General features: G+C 35.9%; 15 protein-coding genes. 7 read left to right on the top strand and 8 right to left on the bottom strand.

The genetic code is table 11. The annotated features are described in order from the left end of the window. Positions 1–149 precede the first annotated feature (149 nt). Positions 150–1,562 (top strand): LysM peptidoglycan-binding domain-containing protein, encoded by a 1,413-nt coding sequence (locus tag E2K98_RS24770; RefSeq protein WP_133338956.1) that lies wholly within the window; start codon positions 150–152, stop codon positions 1,560–1,562. Positions 1,563–2,006: 444 nt separating this feature from the next. After that, entirely contained in the window at positions 2,007–3,416 is a 1,410-nt protein-coding gene (locus E2K98_RS24765) for a LysM peptidoglycan-binding domain-containing protein (protein WP_133338954.1), read from the top strand. 266 nt (positions 3,417–3,682) lie between these two features. Here the strand turns inward: E2K98_RS24765 and E2K98_RS24760 are convergent, their stop codons facing one another. The 7 genes from E2K98_RS24760 to E2K98_RS31200 form a co-directional block, all read right to left on the bottom strand. Further along, positions 3,683–4,171 carry a hypothetical protein gene (locus E2K98_RS24760; RefSeq protein WP_133338952.1) on the bottom strand — a complete coding sequence of 163 codons (489 nt, stop codon included), beginning with the start codon at positions 4,169–4,171 and terminating at the stop codon, positions 3,683–3,685. Positions 4,172–4,291: 120 nt separating this feature from the next. Beyond that, complete coding sequence (locus tag E2K98_RS32430; protein WP_133339044.1) at positions 4,292–4,531, bottom strand: helix-turn-helix domain-containing protein; 240 nt, start codon at positions 4,529–4,531, stop codon at positions 4,292–4,294. Between the two features lie 81 nt (positions 4,532–4,612). Beyond that, complete coding sequence (locus tag E2K98_RS24750) at positions 4,613–5,269, bottom strand: hypothetical protein (protein ID WP_133338950.1); 657 nt, start codon at positions 5,267–5,269, stop codon at positions 4,613–4,615. Further along, on the bottom strand, positions 5,250–6,407 hold the full coding sequence (locus E2K98_RS24745; RefSeq protein ID WP_133338948.1) for an FtsK/SpoIIIE domain-containing protein: 1,158 nt from the start codon (positions 6,405–6,407) through the stop codon (positions 5,250–5,252). Before E2K98_RS24745 ends, E2K98_RS24750 begins: the two co-directional genes overlap by 20 nt. Next, positions 6,404–6,592 carry a hypothetical protein gene (locus tag E2K98_RS24740; protein WP_133338946.1) on the bottom strand — a complete coding sequence of 63 codons (189 nt, stop codon included), beginning with the start codon at positions 6,590–6,592 and terminating at the stop codon, positions 6,404–6,406. Before E2K98_RS24740 ends, E2K98_RS24745 begins: the two co-directional genes overlap by 4 nt. A gap of 22 nt (positions 6,593–6,614) precedes the next feature. Beyond that, a complete protein-coding gene (locus tag E2K98_RS32145) occupies positions 6,615–6,740 on the bottom strand; it encodes a hypothetical protein (RefSeq protein WP_268884137.1) in 126 nt (41 codons plus the stop codon). Between the two features lie 2 nt (positions 6,741–6,742). Further along, positions 6,743–6,904, bottom strand: a complete 162-nt coding sequence (locus tag E2K98_RS31200) for a hypothetical protein (protein ID WP_165976377.1) — start codon at positions 6,902–6,904, stop codon at positions 6,743–6,745. A 367-nt stretch (positions 6,905–7,271) separates the two neighbouring features. Between E2K98_RS31200 and E2K98_RS24735 the strand changes: the two genes are divergently transcribed. Together E2K98_RS24735 and E2K98_RS24730 are read left to right on the top strand one after the other, a co-directional pair. Then, a complete protein-coding gene (locus E2K98_RS24735) occupies positions 7,272–7,508 on the top strand; it encodes a helix-turn-helix domain-containing protein (protein WP_133338939.1) in 237 nt (78 codons plus the stop codon). A gap of 176 nt (positions 7,509–7,684) precedes the next feature. Next, positions 7,685–8,512 carry an ATP-dependent DNA ligase gene (locus E2K98_RS24730; protein WP_133338937.1) on the top strand — a complete coding sequence of 276 codons (828 nt, stop codon included), beginning with the start codon at positions 7,685–7,687 and terminating at the stop codon, positions 8,510–8,512. Positions 8,513–8,879: 367 nt separating this feature from the next. Here the strand turns inward: E2K98_RS24730 and E2K98_RS24725 are convergent, their stop codons facing one another. Continuing rightward, positions 8,880–9,548, bottom strand: coding sequence for a DUF4145 domain-containing protein (locus E2K98_RS24725; protein WP_133338935.1), 669 nt, complete (start codon positions 9,546–9,548; stop codon positions 8,880–8,882). 540 nt (positions 9,549–10,088) lie between these two features. Here E2K98_RS24725 and E2K98_RS24720 point away from each other — a divergent pair. From E2K98_RS24720 to E2K98_RS24710, 3 genes are read left to right on the top strand one after another with little or no spacing between them, the layout of a single operon-like run. Continuing rightward, complete coding sequence (locus tag E2K98_RS24720; RefSeq protein WP_133338933.1) at positions 10,089–11,585, top strand: type I restriction-modification system subunit M; 1,497 nt, start codon at positions 10,089–10,091, stop codon at positions 11,583–11,585. Next, positions 11,582–12,835 (top strand): restriction endonuclease subunit S, encoded by a 1,254-nt coding sequence (locus E2K98_RS24715; RefSeq protein ID WP_133338931.1) that lies wholly within the window; start codon positions 11,582–11,584, stop codon positions 12,833–12,835. The genes E2K98_RS24720 and E2K98_RS24715 overlap by 4 nt, the downstream gene beginning before the upstream one ends. Continuing rightward, positions 12,819–16,169, top strand: a complete 3,351-nt coding sequence (locus E2K98_RS24710) for a DEAD/DEAH box helicase family protein (RefSeq protein WP_165976376.1) — start codon at positions 12,819–12,821, stop codon at positions 16,167–16,169. The genes E2K98_RS24715 and E2K98_RS24710 overlap by 17 nt, the downstream gene beginning before the upstream one ends. The last annotated feature ends 118 nt before the right edge of the window (positions 16,170–16,287 follow it).

Here is a 16,287-nt window from a genome sequence, read left to right as displayed (position 1 = left end):
ACTAATAAAACCATTTCTTACTCCCTCACTAATTTGAATATTTATTTATATATAGCGATGTCATATTACTTTCATTTCTGTACACAAATATCACGTTGAAAATCGTAAAGGATATTGTAGAAAATTTGTTCTGCTATTGGGGTGACTTTATGAAGATACATGTAGTAAAAAGTGGCGATACACTTTGGCGTATCTCCCAACAATATGGTATCCCGATAAACCAAATTGTTGTAGCTAATGGCTTGGATGATCCTAATAGGCTGGTGTTAGGTGAAGCATTGGTCATTCCAGCACCCTATCAACAATATATTGTTCAACGTGGTGATACCCTATGGTTAATTGCAAGCCGTTTTGGGGTGACCGTACAAGAGATTGTCAATGCAAATCAGTTAATAGATCCATCCAAACTTTATATTGGCCAATTACTAACCATTCCTGTTGTATATCACAATATTCAGCCAGGGGAAACCTTATGGGTGATTGCAAACCGCTATGGAACAACCGTTTCTGCTATCGTCCAAGCAAACCAAATTCAAAATCCTGGAATAATACATGTTGGCCAAAGACTGAGAATCCCGGAGGCCCCTAAAACTGCCATTGAAGTAAATGCCTATGTAACAGATATGAATCAGGCAGGAGCAAATCTTGTGGCTCCACTGGCACCATATTTTACCTATATCAGTCCATTTAGTCATCGTGTGGAGGAAGATGGCAGCATTACCCCTTTAAATGATGACGCAATCATTCAAGTGGCTCGAAATCGAAATGTTTCTCCGTTGCTTGTCCTTACTAATTTTGTTGGAAGTATGTTTAGCTCCGACCGGGCAGCGCTCGTTTTAAGAAATCAGGACATTCAGAATAAGGTTATTACGAATGTTTTGACAATGTTAAAAGAAAAAGGATACGCAGGATTAAATGTTGATTTTGAATATGTATTCCCTGAGGATCGGGAAAATTATAATAATTTTCTCCGTAAAGTAGTAGAACGTTTAAGGCCAGAAGGTTTTTCTGTTTCAACTGCACTCGCACCAAAGCTTAGGGCTGAACAAAAAGGATTATTATATGAAGCTCACGATTATGCTGCCCATGGGGAAATTGTTGATTTTGTTGTGATTATGACTTATGAATGGGGCTGGATTGGAGGAAGTCCAATGGCAGTAGCACCCATTAGTCAGGTAAGAAAGGTACTTGATTATGCAGTTACAGTGATTCCGAGAAATAAAATTGTAATGGGTGTGCCTTTGTATGGCTATGATTGGAAAATCCCGTGGAAATATGGAACGTATGCTAGGATTGTCGCTCCAAAAGAAGCCGTCAACCTTGCTGCAAAATATGGTGTCTCTATTAGTTATGATGACACCTATCAATCCCCATACTTCCGTTATACGGACGAATCAGGCCAACAGCATGAAGTATGGTTTGAGGATGCCCGAAGTGTACAAGTAAAATATGATACCGTCAAAGAATACAATTTACGCGGGCTAAGTTATTGGGTTCTTGGAACTGCTTTTCCTCAAAACTGGGTAGTTCTAGCAGCAAATTTTACAATAAAAAAATTGTAATTAAATACTTTAATCCTGGCTACCAAAAGGGGCACTTTCCTTATGTAGCCGTTTTTATTTTATATGGCAGAAATGAAACAAATTGTTTTAAAAAAATAATTATCTTACTTGATTCATATTCTTAAGAATATTACCAGACTTAAGTCTGGTGTTAACAAATGATATTTTTCTATTATAGTAAACCCAAAATGCCCACTCTTAAAAAATTTATTTTTATTCTACTAAGATTTAAACTTGAACATCCCTTTTTAATGATGCGTATCAATCATTTTTCCTTCTATTTATATACAGTCTTTTTCCAATTTAAATCGTAACCTCAACATAAATATCAGTACCTGAACGGAAAACTCTTCATTAAAATATAAAACCTCGTAAAAGATTAATATTTTCTATCTTTAAAAGGAATATAAATTTTAAGAAGAAATATTAAAGGGGGTAAATACTATTCAAATTCATGTTGTTCAAAAAGGAGAAACATTATGGGCGATTTCTCAGCGGTACGGGATTACCATTAATCAAATTGTTAGTGCAAACCAGTTAGAGAATCCGAATCAATTAGTGGTGGGATTGGCCCTTGTCATTCCAACAACCTATCGGACTCATACTGTTCGTTCGGGCGAAACGTTATGGATGATTGCCCAGAAATATGGAACAAGTATTCAGGCAATTGTTCAAGCAAATCAAATCAGTAATCCTTCCAATATTAATCCTGGTATGATTTTAATTATTCCAGCAAGAACCCACATCATTCAACCAGGAGAAACCTTATGGCAGATTGCTCAAAGATACGGGACGACGGTTCAAGAACTTATCCGAATAAACCAAATACAAAATCCGAATATGATTTATCCGGGAATGTCTTTAGGAATTCCATTTACAAAGCCTGTAATAGACGTAAACGCCTATACCATCGATACGGGCGAAAGAGGAGGAACCTTGGTTCGAGAAGTAGGCAGATATTTAACTTATTCTTCCCTATTTGCTTATTCAATGACAGCAAGCGGTGGAATAACACCTATAGATGATACCGCTTTTATTCAGGCATCTATAGGTGAAAGGGTTTCTCCAATGATGTGCGTTACAAATTTTACTTATAAAGATCCTGGGTCACGGCTAGCACATACAATCCTCTCAAGTCCTGCGATTCAGGACCAGTTGATAACTAATATTTTGAACACGATAAAAGCAAAAGGATATCGTGGCTTAAACGTTGATTTTGAAAATGTCTACCCACAAGACAGGGACTTATATAATCAGTTCTTACAAAAAGCAGTGGATCGGTTACACCCGGAAGGGTATTTTGTTTCCACAGCATTAGCACCTAAAGTTAGTGCAGAGCAAAAAGGGTTGTTATATGAAGCTCATGATTATCCTGCACATGGAAGAATCGTCGATTTTGTTGTGCTAATGACATATGAATGGGGGTATAGATTAGGACCTCCACAGGCCATATCCCCACTTAACCAAATACGACGAGTGCTGGATTATGCTGTTTCTGTCATTCCAAGAAATAAAATTTTCATGGGATTCCAAATTTACGCCCGTGACTGGCTCCTCCCTCATGTTCAAGGCCAAGAAGCAGAAACCTTCAGCCAACAGGATGCTATCAGAAGGGCCATTCAATATAATGTTGATATTTTATATGATCCTATTGCACAATCACCTTACTTCCGATATACCGATGGACAAGGTAGAAATCACGAAGTATGGTTTGAGGATGCAAGAAGTGCTCAAGCTAAATTTGATACAGCGAAGGACTACGGGCTTCGTGGAATCAGTTATTGGACCCTTGGCTATCCATATCCTCAAAACTGGTTATTGCTTGAAGATAACTTTTTTATTCGAAAGGTATAACACTGAAAGCTTAGAAGCTGAAAAAGCTATTCAATAAAGTTGGATAGCTTCTTAGTAAATATTCATTTTTTCTCCCTTCTTTACCTGGAGACTCTACAGGGAAAGTTCAAGCCATGAGGCCAGATGTATTAACGGAATTCCATTAAGCACAAGCAGACTATTTACTCGTCTCAGTGCAAGACACATAGAAAAAAGATTGTTGAAAAATAATAAATGCGATTTCTTCAACAGGAATCGCATTTATTTTAATTATATTTATCAATTTATCATATTTCTTCTTCCGAAATATGATATATTCGCCAACCTTCCTTTGTCTTTACTAAGATCATTTTACCAAAAAAGGCTGTTTTTATATTGTCTTTTCCAGTATGTATTAACTTGTAATGTGCATAAGAAACATACGTATGTATTGTTTCTACGTCAAACTCTAACAAATCTAAATGCCCAAATTCGTTTATATTCTTCCTAATAAAATCTTTATTACCATAAGTTGTTTTAATAAAATATTCGTCTAAAGTTTGAATATAACCTTCAGCGTCTTTTTTATTTACAGTACTAATCATCGATTTAACAAGAGCGGTTATTTCATTCTCTTCGAATTTATTAAAACCTGTTAACATTATAGTACAATTAAAAACAAGTATAAGTATTAGTCTATTCTTTAAATATTTCACACGATAACACAAACCTTTCTCGATTTTACATTTCCTATATATATTTTCTTTATTTAAAAAGCAATTTATACTTAATTTCATATGGTTCCAACCAACAAAGCTTTTTTTATTGCATGAACCCTTATATCAAACATTTATTATTCATTTTCTCGAATGGCTGCCAATAAGGATTAATGGACAACATCAAAGAGCAATTTTCATTCAGAAACAGGAGAACATAGAAACTTGAAATCTAAAATAGCATTTTATTCTGGTTTGGATTGAAGACTCTTCCAGACCTTTAATACCGTATGTATCGAATTGATATTTCCATTCCCTAATTGTGGATTCAAACACCTTGAACATTTTTACAATTTCAGCTAATGAATAATTACCTTTTTCCCAAGCATTCAATGCTTCAATCTTAAATTCTGGAGTAAAAGATGTTTTAGAAACAAAAATACTCCCCTTATAGTAGTCAGATTTTTATTTTTTAATCTGTCTACCATAAGGGAAGCATATCATTTAGCCTGCATTTTTTTGCTATTTTAGGGTTAGCTTGAATACACCATTATTGGATTGTACTTTTAACGGCACTGAATAATCTTGTTCCTCTTTCGGTTTTAGAGACCTTATAAACTCTGTAAAAGATTGTGCTTGAAATACCTTAAAGGGCAGATCAATTTCAATTACATAACGTTGTTCTGACAATATTAAAATGTGTGGAAAGGGTTTAATCATAACACCACTATGGAAAAAATCAACATATCGGTGAATCTTTTCATTCATTTGTTTTTCACTGTATAGTGTTCGCTGCACCTCAATGAAAAAATGAGTATCCCGGAAAGTACAAAATATATCTGGCTCCACTGTTCCCTTACCACCATACTTTGGTTCCACCAGAAATGTTGTAAGCTTTCCTTGTCTACGAATCTCTTTGTAAGTCTCCAATATGGCTAAAAAGTGACCAATCTTAGCACTGTTTTGTTTTATATTTACATTTGGGCCGAAATAAACAAAGGGAATAAATGATTTTGAACGCTGGATCTCACCGTCACGAAGTAATCTTAATAAAACGTGGTTAGTCGAGTCTTTTGGATTTTTTACGTTTGAAAAGTGCAGCTCTGCTATTGAATCACGGTCCATCACTCGGAATCTATTTAAATCTTTAATTATAGCTTTATCCCTTTTTGTTAACATCGTTAAATACATCCTTTTCAGTGAGTTCTTTTTTCTCATTGGAGGTAGCAGCCTTTGCAAACATATCCTTCCACCCCTCCACCCTGTATACTTCAAGAAGTTTTTCAGCTTTATCCAATGTTAAATATGGGGCTTGTAGCTCTTTTATTTCACTTCGTTTCATTAAGAATCTTCCGGGTGTTTCCTCGCTGATTTTCTCACTTCCTGGGGTGCCAATTATTTTTGAGTTGGAAGCATCTGTAGTTCTAAAACCCATACGGACAGTAAGAAGGCTTCTAATTTTTGTATCTAATATGTCGTGAGAAGGTCTTTGAAGACTGAGCATACAGTAAATCCCTAATGCCCTTCCAAGAGATGCAATTTGCACTAATTTCTTTTTCATTTCCTTATCATCCATAATCATTACAATTTCATCGATTGCCAAAAGGATGTAAGGATGTTTACCGGGAACTTTAGTGATATGATCCACCCTATGTTTATTTAATAATTCCCCCCTTTTTCGCAATTCATGATGTAGATGGTTCAGCATCTTTGTCATATCTTCCGGGTAAACACAAACACTTTTAACATGTTTAATGTCCTTGAAAAGAAAGAACTCACTCATTTTCAAATCCCCTAAATAAATGTGCAGTTCTTCAGGAGTTTTATACTGAATGAGAGTGGATAAAATACTTCTGCATTCTGTGCTTTTTCCTGCTCCCGGTTCGCCTGAAATCAAGCAGTTTGGAGCTGTGACAGCATCATATACCACCCAGCTCCCTTCGTTGTCTACCCCACAAACAATTGGCATTTCAAAGCCTTCTAATACCGGTTTAATCTTCTTGAAATTATAGATAAGCTCCTTTGGTAATGTGGATTTATTGATGGTCAGAACATACTTTTTAAACTCACCTTCAAGCTTTATGTTATCGCCAAACACTTGCTGAAAAGCATAATAGCCTTTCTTGATTAAATCGGGATTTAGTCCAGTAGGAAGGGTGAAAACATATTCAGTGGAAAAGTCAGTGATTTCAATAGAGTGGATTTTAGGGAAGATTTTCTTTTCATTTTCTCCAGTGCCAATCGTTTTATAAATGGAACCGGCTCGAAAAGCTTTTGTAATTTTGTAACGTGCTTTTATGTCAGCCCATAAACTCATTTTAACCACCTCAATATTGGATTAGTTTCAATAAAATAAATGGCTAGGGCAAAACCAACGATAGGTATAATCAGCTTTAATGCTGTTCCTAACCAATGAATCCCTAATTCCTCACATACTTTATCAACTAAAGCTATTCCGATGGTTGCACCAGCTGCTAAAAGCATCCCGGGCCCAAATAACATTTCAATTCCCCCCTTTATTAAGCTATTTAAACCAATCCTCATTACAATCAAGATCTTCCCGACAATCTGGACATAATCTATAGTTTGATTCTTCCGGTGGTTTTTGGTTTCCACATTCGGCACAATATTCCCAATCAAAACTTTCCATCGTTAAACCCCCTTAATAAATTCAACTAACTGATTAGCGAATTCCTTATCCTGTTGTGTTTCAAAGCTGTAATTCACAATATAGGCATATACACATTCAGCAACAAAATCTGTACTAGCTTCATATTTTTCTAGCAATGGAATAAGAGTTTCCCAGCTTTTCATTTTGATAACCTCCTGTTGGTTTATTATGACAATTGAGTTATCTAATAATCTGAAAATTCTTTATCCCCCCGGACCCCCTCTCTTGGCCATCCGGCTTCGCCTCCTTTTAACAGATTTTGTTTTTGGCTTTATATCCGCTTTTTCCGCTGTACAAATGCACTAGACATAGATTCTTGAGAGATTCTTGTAAGATTCTAAAATTCTTGATCTAAGATTCTTGCTAGTATCTAAATCGCCTATGTGTGTTTAAAGTTATGCAGCACTGTTTGTCCAAGTTGACTGGTTTTTGCATCAAAATAGGTATTTTTTTTAGTCTTTTTGGACATTACTTGACCATCTTATTTTTTCTGGATAGGAGAGCGGGAAAATGTTTGGTTTTTTTGGATTAGGTAAAAAGAGAAGCAAATTGGGTAGATGGCTTGATAACCGCGGAATTTCTCAAACGTGGTTAGCTGAAAAGGCCGGAGTGAACAGGAATACAATTAACGAATTGGCAGCTGGCGACACTGATCGGTCTCCGACAACTAGGACTATCAGCAAAATTATTAAAGCATTAAGAGAAGTGGATCCAAGCGTAAAAGCAGATGATTTCTTTGATATGTAAAATATGTAAACTCCTCCGAAACAAATCAAGCATTATTTAAGTATTAGCCTTAAGGCTTATATTACGGGCTAAAGCCATTTAGTCGTACAGATTAACCATCATCACTAGCCTTTTACCAGCATTTTGATAAATAACTATTGTTAATCCTCTGATAAAATAATATAGAGGTGAAACAGATGTTTATTAGTCCGATGCTGCTGGAAAGGGTAGATCAGCCATTTGATTCGGACGAATACATTACCGAACTCAAGTTAGATGGTATAAGACTATTACTTTCTAAATTTAATAATAAAATCCATTTATATACACGCCACAATAACGAGGTTACGGCCTTATTTAAAGAAATATATGAGAATCTTAATATACCCGATGGAACCATTTTGGATGGAGAATTGATTGTTCCGGGAACTGACGGTGCTCCTAATTTCGAAGCTGTCATGGAACGATTTAAATCGAAGAACAGCTCTCACTACCTTCAATACTGCGTTTTTGACATTCTATATTACAAAGGTCAAAAAGTAACTCAACTGCCTTTATTGGAAAGAAAAAAGCTGCTCGCGGAATTGGAATTTGATGAGAAACGAATGGTTCATGTCCAGTGGATCGAAGGGAATGGAATTCCTTACTTTAACCTGGTAAAAGAAAGAGGTCTGGAAGGAATCGTCCTAAAGAAAAAAGACTCCAAATATGAGATAAATAAACGCTCGAACCATTGGCAAAAAGTCATCAATTATTCTTATCAAGATGTTTATCTCACAGGAATGAATAAAAAAGATCATTCATTTTTACTAAGCTCCATAGAAGACGGAACAAATATTGGTGTTATGGAGTTTGTCCCAAATCAAGAAAGAAAATATATCCACGAAAAGGTTAGAGATATTGGAGCAAAAGAAACAGACAAACTAATCATATTTAATGAAGGAATCAAATGTAACGTTAAGTTTAGAAACTGGACCAGTAATCAAAAACTGCGTATTCCTTCATTTCATAAATGGATTTCTTAAACACAAGCCGGGGAAACCCGGTTTTTTTCTACTTTATTTCAAATGTGCTTATTGCTAAACAAACATATGCACTTTGTGAAAGGAGACGTCAAGGAAGCATGGTCCTATGTCTCATATTCTTCACCCCTTTTGTAGGTTTCTTCCTTTTCTTACGGCTCTTTCTCAATATTTGTGGGGGGATGCTACAATATATAGTTAACAAAAAAGAGTAAACCCAATATGCAATTTTGAGTACAAAACGTAATGAACCAAACAGATGATTTTTCTCTTCCACACAATACATTTCTACTGCAGATGCTACTTTTAATGTAAATAATAACTAATAAACCGTAAAAAAGGAGTATAGTGGAAAAAATAAAAAAGCAACCTAATTTGGTTGCTCATGCTTTTCCTCTTTTCTTAGACTCATATCATATTGTATCTGCTTTAGATGTTTAGGTATTACGTATACATACTCTAAGATTATTTCTGTAAATTTAAATAAGGAACTCACTAACTCATCGTCAAATTTTACATTATCGCCGTGTGCTGCTTCATTTCCTATATCCTTGATTATTGTAGACATTTCCGAAAGAATTGGTGGGATTACCCCGTCTTCGGATAATTTTTTCAATTTATTATAAAGATCTCTTCCTTCTGCACCTTTTTCTTTGCACATTCTTTCAAGAGTTCTTCTTAATGCTAGGGCAGTAATAGCTCCGTCAATGTTCCTTACTTTATGTGCTGCTTCGAAAGCTTCTTTCACACCGGAAGGCAACCTTTTAATTTGAGGCTCTATATAAGGATACAATATTTTTTCACTCCAAAAAGGGGCCCCTTCTTGATCACACTCATATGTACTGGACGAGCTTTTTTCTAAAGTAAATTTCTCACATACAGGGCATTGAAAAAGTTTATATACATCCCAAGCTTCACCAATTTGAACTTCACCAAACCCAGGCTCGTATGTAAAATCTGGCATATTGTGCTGATGAGAACTTATTAATTCCATCTGTGTTTTATTTCCACAATGTAAACAAAGCTTTACTTCTTTCACTTTTTACCACTCCTTTCACACCAAAATTCCCCTCGTTTTATTTTCGCTATTTAACCGTTTTTTCCTTCAATAAAAAAGCGAGTATTTCTACTCTCTAATCAATCTGTTGGTACCCAATTTAACCCCTTCTTGATGATTAAGGGGTTTTTTTTGCTTTTAGGCTTATATTACAGGCTTAAGCCTGTTTTAGGTATCCAATGAACTACAATAACTTTTAGAGGAAGAAAGCGCCCTGCTTCTGTTAAAATGCTTGCTCCATCAACGGATCGTTATCCACCATACGTTCATTTTTAACTTAACGCCATTCGCAAATGTATGGTCGTTGAAAAAAGTGTGTGTATTTGGTATCTAAAACGAAAGTCCCCAGCTTAAATGCCCTAAAAGTGGGAGAGTTGTCAGAAATAATAAACTAAAGTTGGTAAAATATTAAAGGGCTCAGGCAAATGCTTGAGCTCTTTTACTATGTTAAAATAAAGGTCGAGAGGATTTTTACCTATCTTCATAGAATTTTATAATTTAATCATATTTTGGGGGAGAACCATGCTTACAGGTGAATTTAAAAATAAAGTTGATAACATATGGGAAACGTTTTGGACAGGTGGAATTTCTAACCCACTGTCTGTTATCGAACAAATTACTTATTTACTTTTCATGAAGCAACTTGATGAACAACAAACAAAACAGGAGCGCCGTGCAAGACTAAGCGGTGGTAAAATAACAAACCCAATATTTACCGAGGAAGACAGTGATATCCGCTGGTCTAATTTTAAAAATAAGACTGATGCACAAGAAATGTTTGAAATTGTAAAAGACAAAGCCTTTCAGCACATGAAAGAGCTAGGCGGAAAAGACTCCAAGTTTGCAAGGCATTTGGACAATGCTGTTTTTATTATCCCTACCCCGCAGCTGCTTCAGCGAGTCGTAACGGCTATTGATGCGCTTTTGGAAGAAATGACGGACAAAAATAAAGACACCATGGGTGATTTATACGAATACCTTCTTTCAAAGCTATCCACTTCAGGCACAAATGGTCAATTTCGTACACCACGCCACATCATCAAAATGATGGTGGAGCTTATGCAGCCATCTTTAGGTGATAAAATCGTGGACCCAGCTGCCGGGACCGCTGGTTTTCTTGTTGCAGCTGCTGAATACATTACAAAGAACTTTAATGAAGAGTTATTTATTAAGTCAGGAAATGAATCGCTTCAGGATCATTATAAAAAATCCATGTTCTATGGATTTGATACGGACCAAACCATGCTCCGTATTGCCAGCATGAATCTTATGCTTCATGCAGTAGAAGATCCCAATATGGAATATAAAGATTCTCTTTCAAAGGGGAATTTGGAGGAAGAACAATATACTCTAGTGTTAGCCAATCCTCCATTCAAAGGGTCCCTTGATTATAGCGAAGTAGCTGATAACCTGCTTGCCAAAGTTAAAACAAAGAAAACGGAGTTATTGTTTTTGGCGCTAATGCTCCGTCTACTCAAAAACGGTGGTCGCTGTGCTGTTGTGGTACCGGATGGTGTACTATTTGGATCGTCTAATGCACACGTTGCTATTCGGAAAGAAATTATAGATAACCATAAATTAGAGGCAATTATCTCGATGCCTTCAGGTGTGTTCAAGCCGTATGCGGGGGTTTCAACTGCAATCATGATTTTTCAAAAAACAAGCATCGGTGGAACGGATCAGGTGTGGTTTTACGATATGAAAGCAGATGGTTATTCACTTGATGATAACCGCCGTGAATTAGATTTAACTAATCATGAAGAAAACAACATTCCGGATATTATTAATCGTTTTCACAACCTTGATGCAGAAAGAACGCGAGCACGAACTGAACAGTCGTTCTTTGTTGAAGTTGATGAAATTCGCGCCAATAACTACGATTTAAGTATTAAACGTTATATGGAACAAGTTTTTGAAGAAGTAAGCTATTCTTCCCCAAAGCAGATCCTTCAGGAAATAAATAACCTGGAAAATGAAATTAAAGCAGGTCTTCAAAAAATAGGGGAGATGTTAGGGTGAAGAATACAATAGAGAAAATAATATTTAAATTACGGCAAGTAACGTTAAAAGATATTAGTGAAGAAATACAATATGGTTATACACAATCTTCATCAAAAAAGGAAATTGGACCTAAATTCCTTAGAATTACTGATATACAAGATAATAATGTTAATTGGGAAGAGACTCCTTACTGTGAAATAAGTGATGCAGAAACAAATAAATATAAACTATTCGATGGTGATATTGTAGTTGCAAGGACAGGGGCCACTACAGGAAAGAGCTTTTTAATAAAATCTCCTCCAGAATCGGTATTTGCCTCTTACTTAATTAGAATAAAACCAAATAAAAACCTTGTCTTACCTAGATATTTATGGACTTTTATGCAATCTAGATCATATTGGAATCAGATTAATACTGTTTCAAACGGATCGACTCAGCCTGGTGTAAATGCCTCAGTTTTATCTAAATTAAAAATTCCTTTACCCTCTCTGAACATCCAAAAGATAATTGCAGATGTTTTTACAGAGTTAGAAATTCTTATTCAAAAGCGTAAAGAAGTAATTACAAAGATGGATGAGTTGGTTCGCTCTGTTTTTCTTGAGATGTTTGGGGAACCAACAGCCAATCAACATAATTTTGAAAAAACTAACATTGAAACAATCTCTTCTCTTGTCTCAAGCGGTTCAACTCCTTTAGGGGGAAAAAAGGTTTATAAATCTGAAGGAATTTTATTTATAAGAAGCCAAAATGTTCTTATGAATAGAATCGATTATTCAGACATTGTTCACATTGATGATGAAGTACACAAAAAAATGAAACGTACTTGGGTAAAAAAGAATGATGTTCTAATTAATATTACAGGGGCTTCCATTGGAAGAGTAGCTGTTTATTATGGAGAGGACGATAACGCTAATGTTAACCAACACGTTTGTATTATTAGGCCTAAACTAAATATGCTTGTACCAGAATTTTTGAGCTATTTTTTATCTAATGATAACTATCAGAAGAAAATTCTTTCACAAAATGCAGGTGCTACAAGGCAAGCATTTAATTTTAAACAGATAAAAGATTTTGAAATATACTTACCACCTTTTGAACTACAAAAGGAATTTTCTAATATTATTTGTGAAATAAATATTCAAAAAAAACATCTTGAAAATCAATTATCAAAACTGGAAGAGTATCGTCAATCTATATTACATCATGCATTTACCGGAGAACTCCAATTTAATGAAACTAAGGTGAATGATTATGCCATTAAATGTTGATTTTTTAAAAGAATATCCGCAATGGCAAACACTTCATGAATACGCATCTGAGGCGGAAACAAATGTATTTGCGAACCCACGTACATCGCTATTTTATTGTCGCGCGGCACTTGAACGTGCCGTGCGTTGGATGTACAGCACCGACGGTTATTTGGAATACCCGGAAAAAGAAAAATACATGCTAGGTGATCTTGTTCATACGAAATCGTTTCAAGAAACTATCTCACCTGATCTTTTTCAACCCATAAGGTTGATTATTAAGCTTGGTAATATTGCCGTACATGATGATGCGCCGCTTACTTCAGAACAATCTTTACTTATATTTGAGCATTTATTTGTTTTTTTGGATTGGCTTCAAGACTATTATTTAGACAAACCATTAAAAAATTTATCTTTTGATCGTGGACTGATACCAACGAATACAAGTAAAACCACGGACACGACAGAACACCTTCAAAAATTGGAAAAACAAATTGCCGAAAAAGATGCTCGCATTCAAAAAGTTGAAGAAGAAAACGCTAAACTAAAAACTAAAATTGACGAACTGACGCATAAATCATCAAAGCCTATACCAAAGTTCACTCCGGAAAATGAAGCTCGTACACGACAGCTTATAATTGATATTATGCTTCGTGAAGCAGGATGGAATCCCCATGGTCAAAATGTAAGAGAGTACGAAGTTCAGGGGATGCCAAACCGAACAGGACTTGGATACTGTGATTATGTCTTATGGGCAAATGATGGTTTACCTTTTGCCGTAATAGAAGTTAAAAGCACAATCCAGGATGCTCAAAAAGGGAAAAATCAAGCATTTTTATACGCGAATCAGCTTGAACAACAGTATGGGCAGCGCCCAATCATGTTTTACACCAATGGATATGAAACATGGATTTGGGATGATACGTTTTATCCTCCTAGAAAAATTGCTTCTTTCTATTCAAAGTCAGATTTAGATTGGGCAATTCAAAAAAGAAAAGAACGGAAAAACACAGCTGAATATAAGACAAATTCAATGATTGCCGGTCGTTTATATCAAATTGAAGCAATTAAGCGTGTTGCTGAAACCTATGAAGGAGGACATCGTCGTTCTCTTCTTGTTATGGCAACAGGTACCGGAAAAACACGGACAGCAATCGCCTTGGTCGACTTTTTAAAACGTGCCGGTTGGGTAAAAAATGCCCTGTTTCTTGCCGATCGTAGGGAGCTGGTTAAACAGGCTGCCAAGGAATTTAAAAAACATTTACCAAGTGTGACTACGTGTAATTTACTTGAGGATAAAGATGATCCGTCCGCGCGAATATATTTTTCTACCTACCAAACGATGATGAGCTTTATCCAACCTGGCGTTAAACCGAAATTTAGTGTCGGTTTCTTTGATTTAATTATCATAGATGAAGCACATAGGTCTATTTACAACAAATTCGGGCAAGTATTTCAGTATTTTGATTCTCTTTTGCTCGGACTAACTGCTACACCAAAATCTGATGTCGACCATGATACTTACGACTTTTTCAGATTAAAAAAGGGAATCCCCACTTTTGCTTATGAGTATGAACAGGCAATTGAAGATAAAAATCTTGTGCCTGTTAAACCTGTATCCGTATTTTTCAAGTTTCTTCATGAGGGAATAGACCGTGATGAGTTATCTCCGGAGGAGCAAGAAGAATACGATAAACGGGTTATGCCACATAAGCAAGATAAAAAGGTTAATAAAGAGGAAGTATATAAGTTTTTATATAATAAGGATACAATAAGGCGCGCGATTGAGGTTCTATTTGAACACGGGATAAAAGTAGCAGGCGGGGATCGGTTAGGCAAAACCATCGTATTTGCCCGGAACAATGAGCATGCTCACCAAATTGTTGAAGTATTCGATGAGATGATGCCACATCTAAAGGGTAAGTTTGCAGCTGAAATCCATTACAAAGTACCATATGCAGACACTTTGATTGAAAATTTTAAACAAGGGGATAAAGCTCCTCATATTGCTGTATCAGTAGATATGCTTGATACTGGGATTGACGTACCTGAAGTTGTCAATTTAGTCATGTTTAAACCTGTATTTTCTTTATCGAAGTTTTGGCAGATGATAGGTCGGGGTACGCGACTGCATGAAGATTTGTTTGAACCTGGTGTTCATAAAACACATGCCCTGCTTTTTGACCTTTGTGGCAATGTGGAATATTTTAAATTTGGAAAAAAAGAGGAAGCCAAACCAACGCCCTTGCATTTAACAGGGCAACTCTTCATTGAACGAGCGCATTTGGTCAGGGAATTGTACGCATCGGGCAGAATGTACGACCAAATCCGAAACGAACTGATTGGGCTATTGACCCGACAGCTTAAAGGAATGGATGAGCATCATTTCGCCATTCGACCGTATATGACCACACTTTTAAAATTCCGCCATCCCGAGAGCTGGGAAAGGCTTGAAGATCTTGACATGCAGCGCCTGACAGAGGAAGAGGGGTTTGCAAAGCTTATATATGATTCTGAGCCGGAGGATAAAAAACGGGTGGATCTGTTGGTAATTAGACTTCAACGTTCGATTCTAGGAATTACGGTAATACCAGGTGCAGACACAAAGAAAAAGCAGCTCCAAACAATCGCCGAAGCGATTTACCAAAAAAGAATAGTACCAAAAGTAGCGGATCATGTCGAAATGATTAAGGAAGTAATGGACTTGCGTTTTTTCGAACGAACATCTGCGGTGGATTTAAACGAAGTCCGAAAAGTGTTTCGTGAATTAATCCGTCTGATCGATAAAGATAAAAAGGTAATCGTTCACACAAACTTTGAGGATGAATTAAAAGAAATAAATTTTGATGAATCGTTGCCTTCATTTGGTGATTTCAAGGACTATAAAGCGCATATTAGTGAATACGTTCAAAAACACCAAGACCATATTGCCATTCAGAAATTAAAAAGAAATAGAGCCATTACCTTAACCGACATTGAATCATTTGCGGATATGCTTGAAAAAGAACAAATTGGCACAAAAGAACAGTTTAATAAGGAGTTTTCCTTAGGGGATGAGAACTCATTTGGCATATTTGTCCGGAGCCTTGTAGGACTTGAAAGAAGTGCAGCACAAGATGCTTTTGCAGCCCTTATCCAAAGAACAAATTTAAATGCCAATCAGATAAATTTTATCAACATGATCATTGATTATCTAAGTGTAAATGGCATCCTAGAGCCAGGTAAACTTTTGGATCAGCCTTTTGTTTCGCTACACAATGAAGGTGTTTATGGTTTATTCGATGATAAGACGGTCGATGATATCGTAAATGTAGTACAGTCATTAAAAGAAACTGCAAAGGTAAAAATCAGTTAAAAAAAAATTAATCATAATATCTGATAAAAACTCCTGTTAAACTTGTACGGGAGTTTTTTGTGCATTTTAAAAAATAGTTAAGGGAAACCCATAAGTTAGCTAAAATAAAATATGTAGT

The organism is Bacillus salipaludis (assembly GCF_004358205.1).
This window is presented reverse-complemented; position numbering and strand designations above follow the sequence as displayed.

Bases quoted from the DNA above. Each gene is read 5' to 3' on its own strand.
- E2K98_RS24770 (WP_133338956.1), top strand. From the start codon at position 150: ATGAAGATACATGTAGTAAAAAGTGGCGATACACTTTGGCGTATCTCC.
- E2K98_RS24745 (WP_133338948.1), bottom strand. From the start codon at position 6,407: ATGAGTTTATGGGCTGACATAAAAGCACGTTACAAAATTACAAAAGCT.
- E2K98_RS31200 (WP_165976377.1), bottom strand. From the start codon at position 6,904: ATGAAAAGCTGGGAAACTCTTATTCCATTGCTAGAAAAATATGAAGCT.
- E2K98_RS24740 (WP_133338946.1), bottom strand. From the start codon at position 6,592: ATGTTATTTGGGCCCGGGATGCTTTTAGCAGCTGGTGCAACCATCGGA.
- E2K98_RS32145 (WP_268884137.1), bottom strand. From the start codon at position 6,740: ATGGAAAGTTTTGATTGGGAATATTGTGCCGAATGTGGAAACCAAAAA.
- E2K98_RS24760 (WP_133338952.1), bottom strand. From the start codon at position 4,171: ATGAAATTAAGTATAAATTGCTTTTTAAATAAAGAAAATATATATAGG.
- E2K98_RS24750 (WP_133338950.1), bottom strand. From the start codon at position 5,269: ATGTTAACAAAAAGGGATAAAGCTATAATTAAAGATTTAAATAGATTC.
- E2K98_RS24710 (WP_165976376.1), top strand. From the start codon at position 12,819: ATGCCATTAAATGTTGATTTTTTAAAAGAATATCCGCAATGGCAAACA.
- E2K98_RS24735 (WP_133338939.1), top strand. From the start codon at position 7,272: ATGTTTGGTTTTTTTGGATTAGGTAAAAAGAGAAGCAAATTGGGTAGA.
- E2K98_RS24720 (WP_133338933.1), top strand. From the start codon at position 10,089: ATGCTTACAGGTGAATTTAAAAATAAAGTTGATAACATATGGGAAACG.
- E2K98_RS24730 (WP_133338937.1), top strand. From the start codon at position 7,685: ATGTTTATTAGTCCGATGCTGCTGGAAAGGGTAGATCAGCCATTTGAT.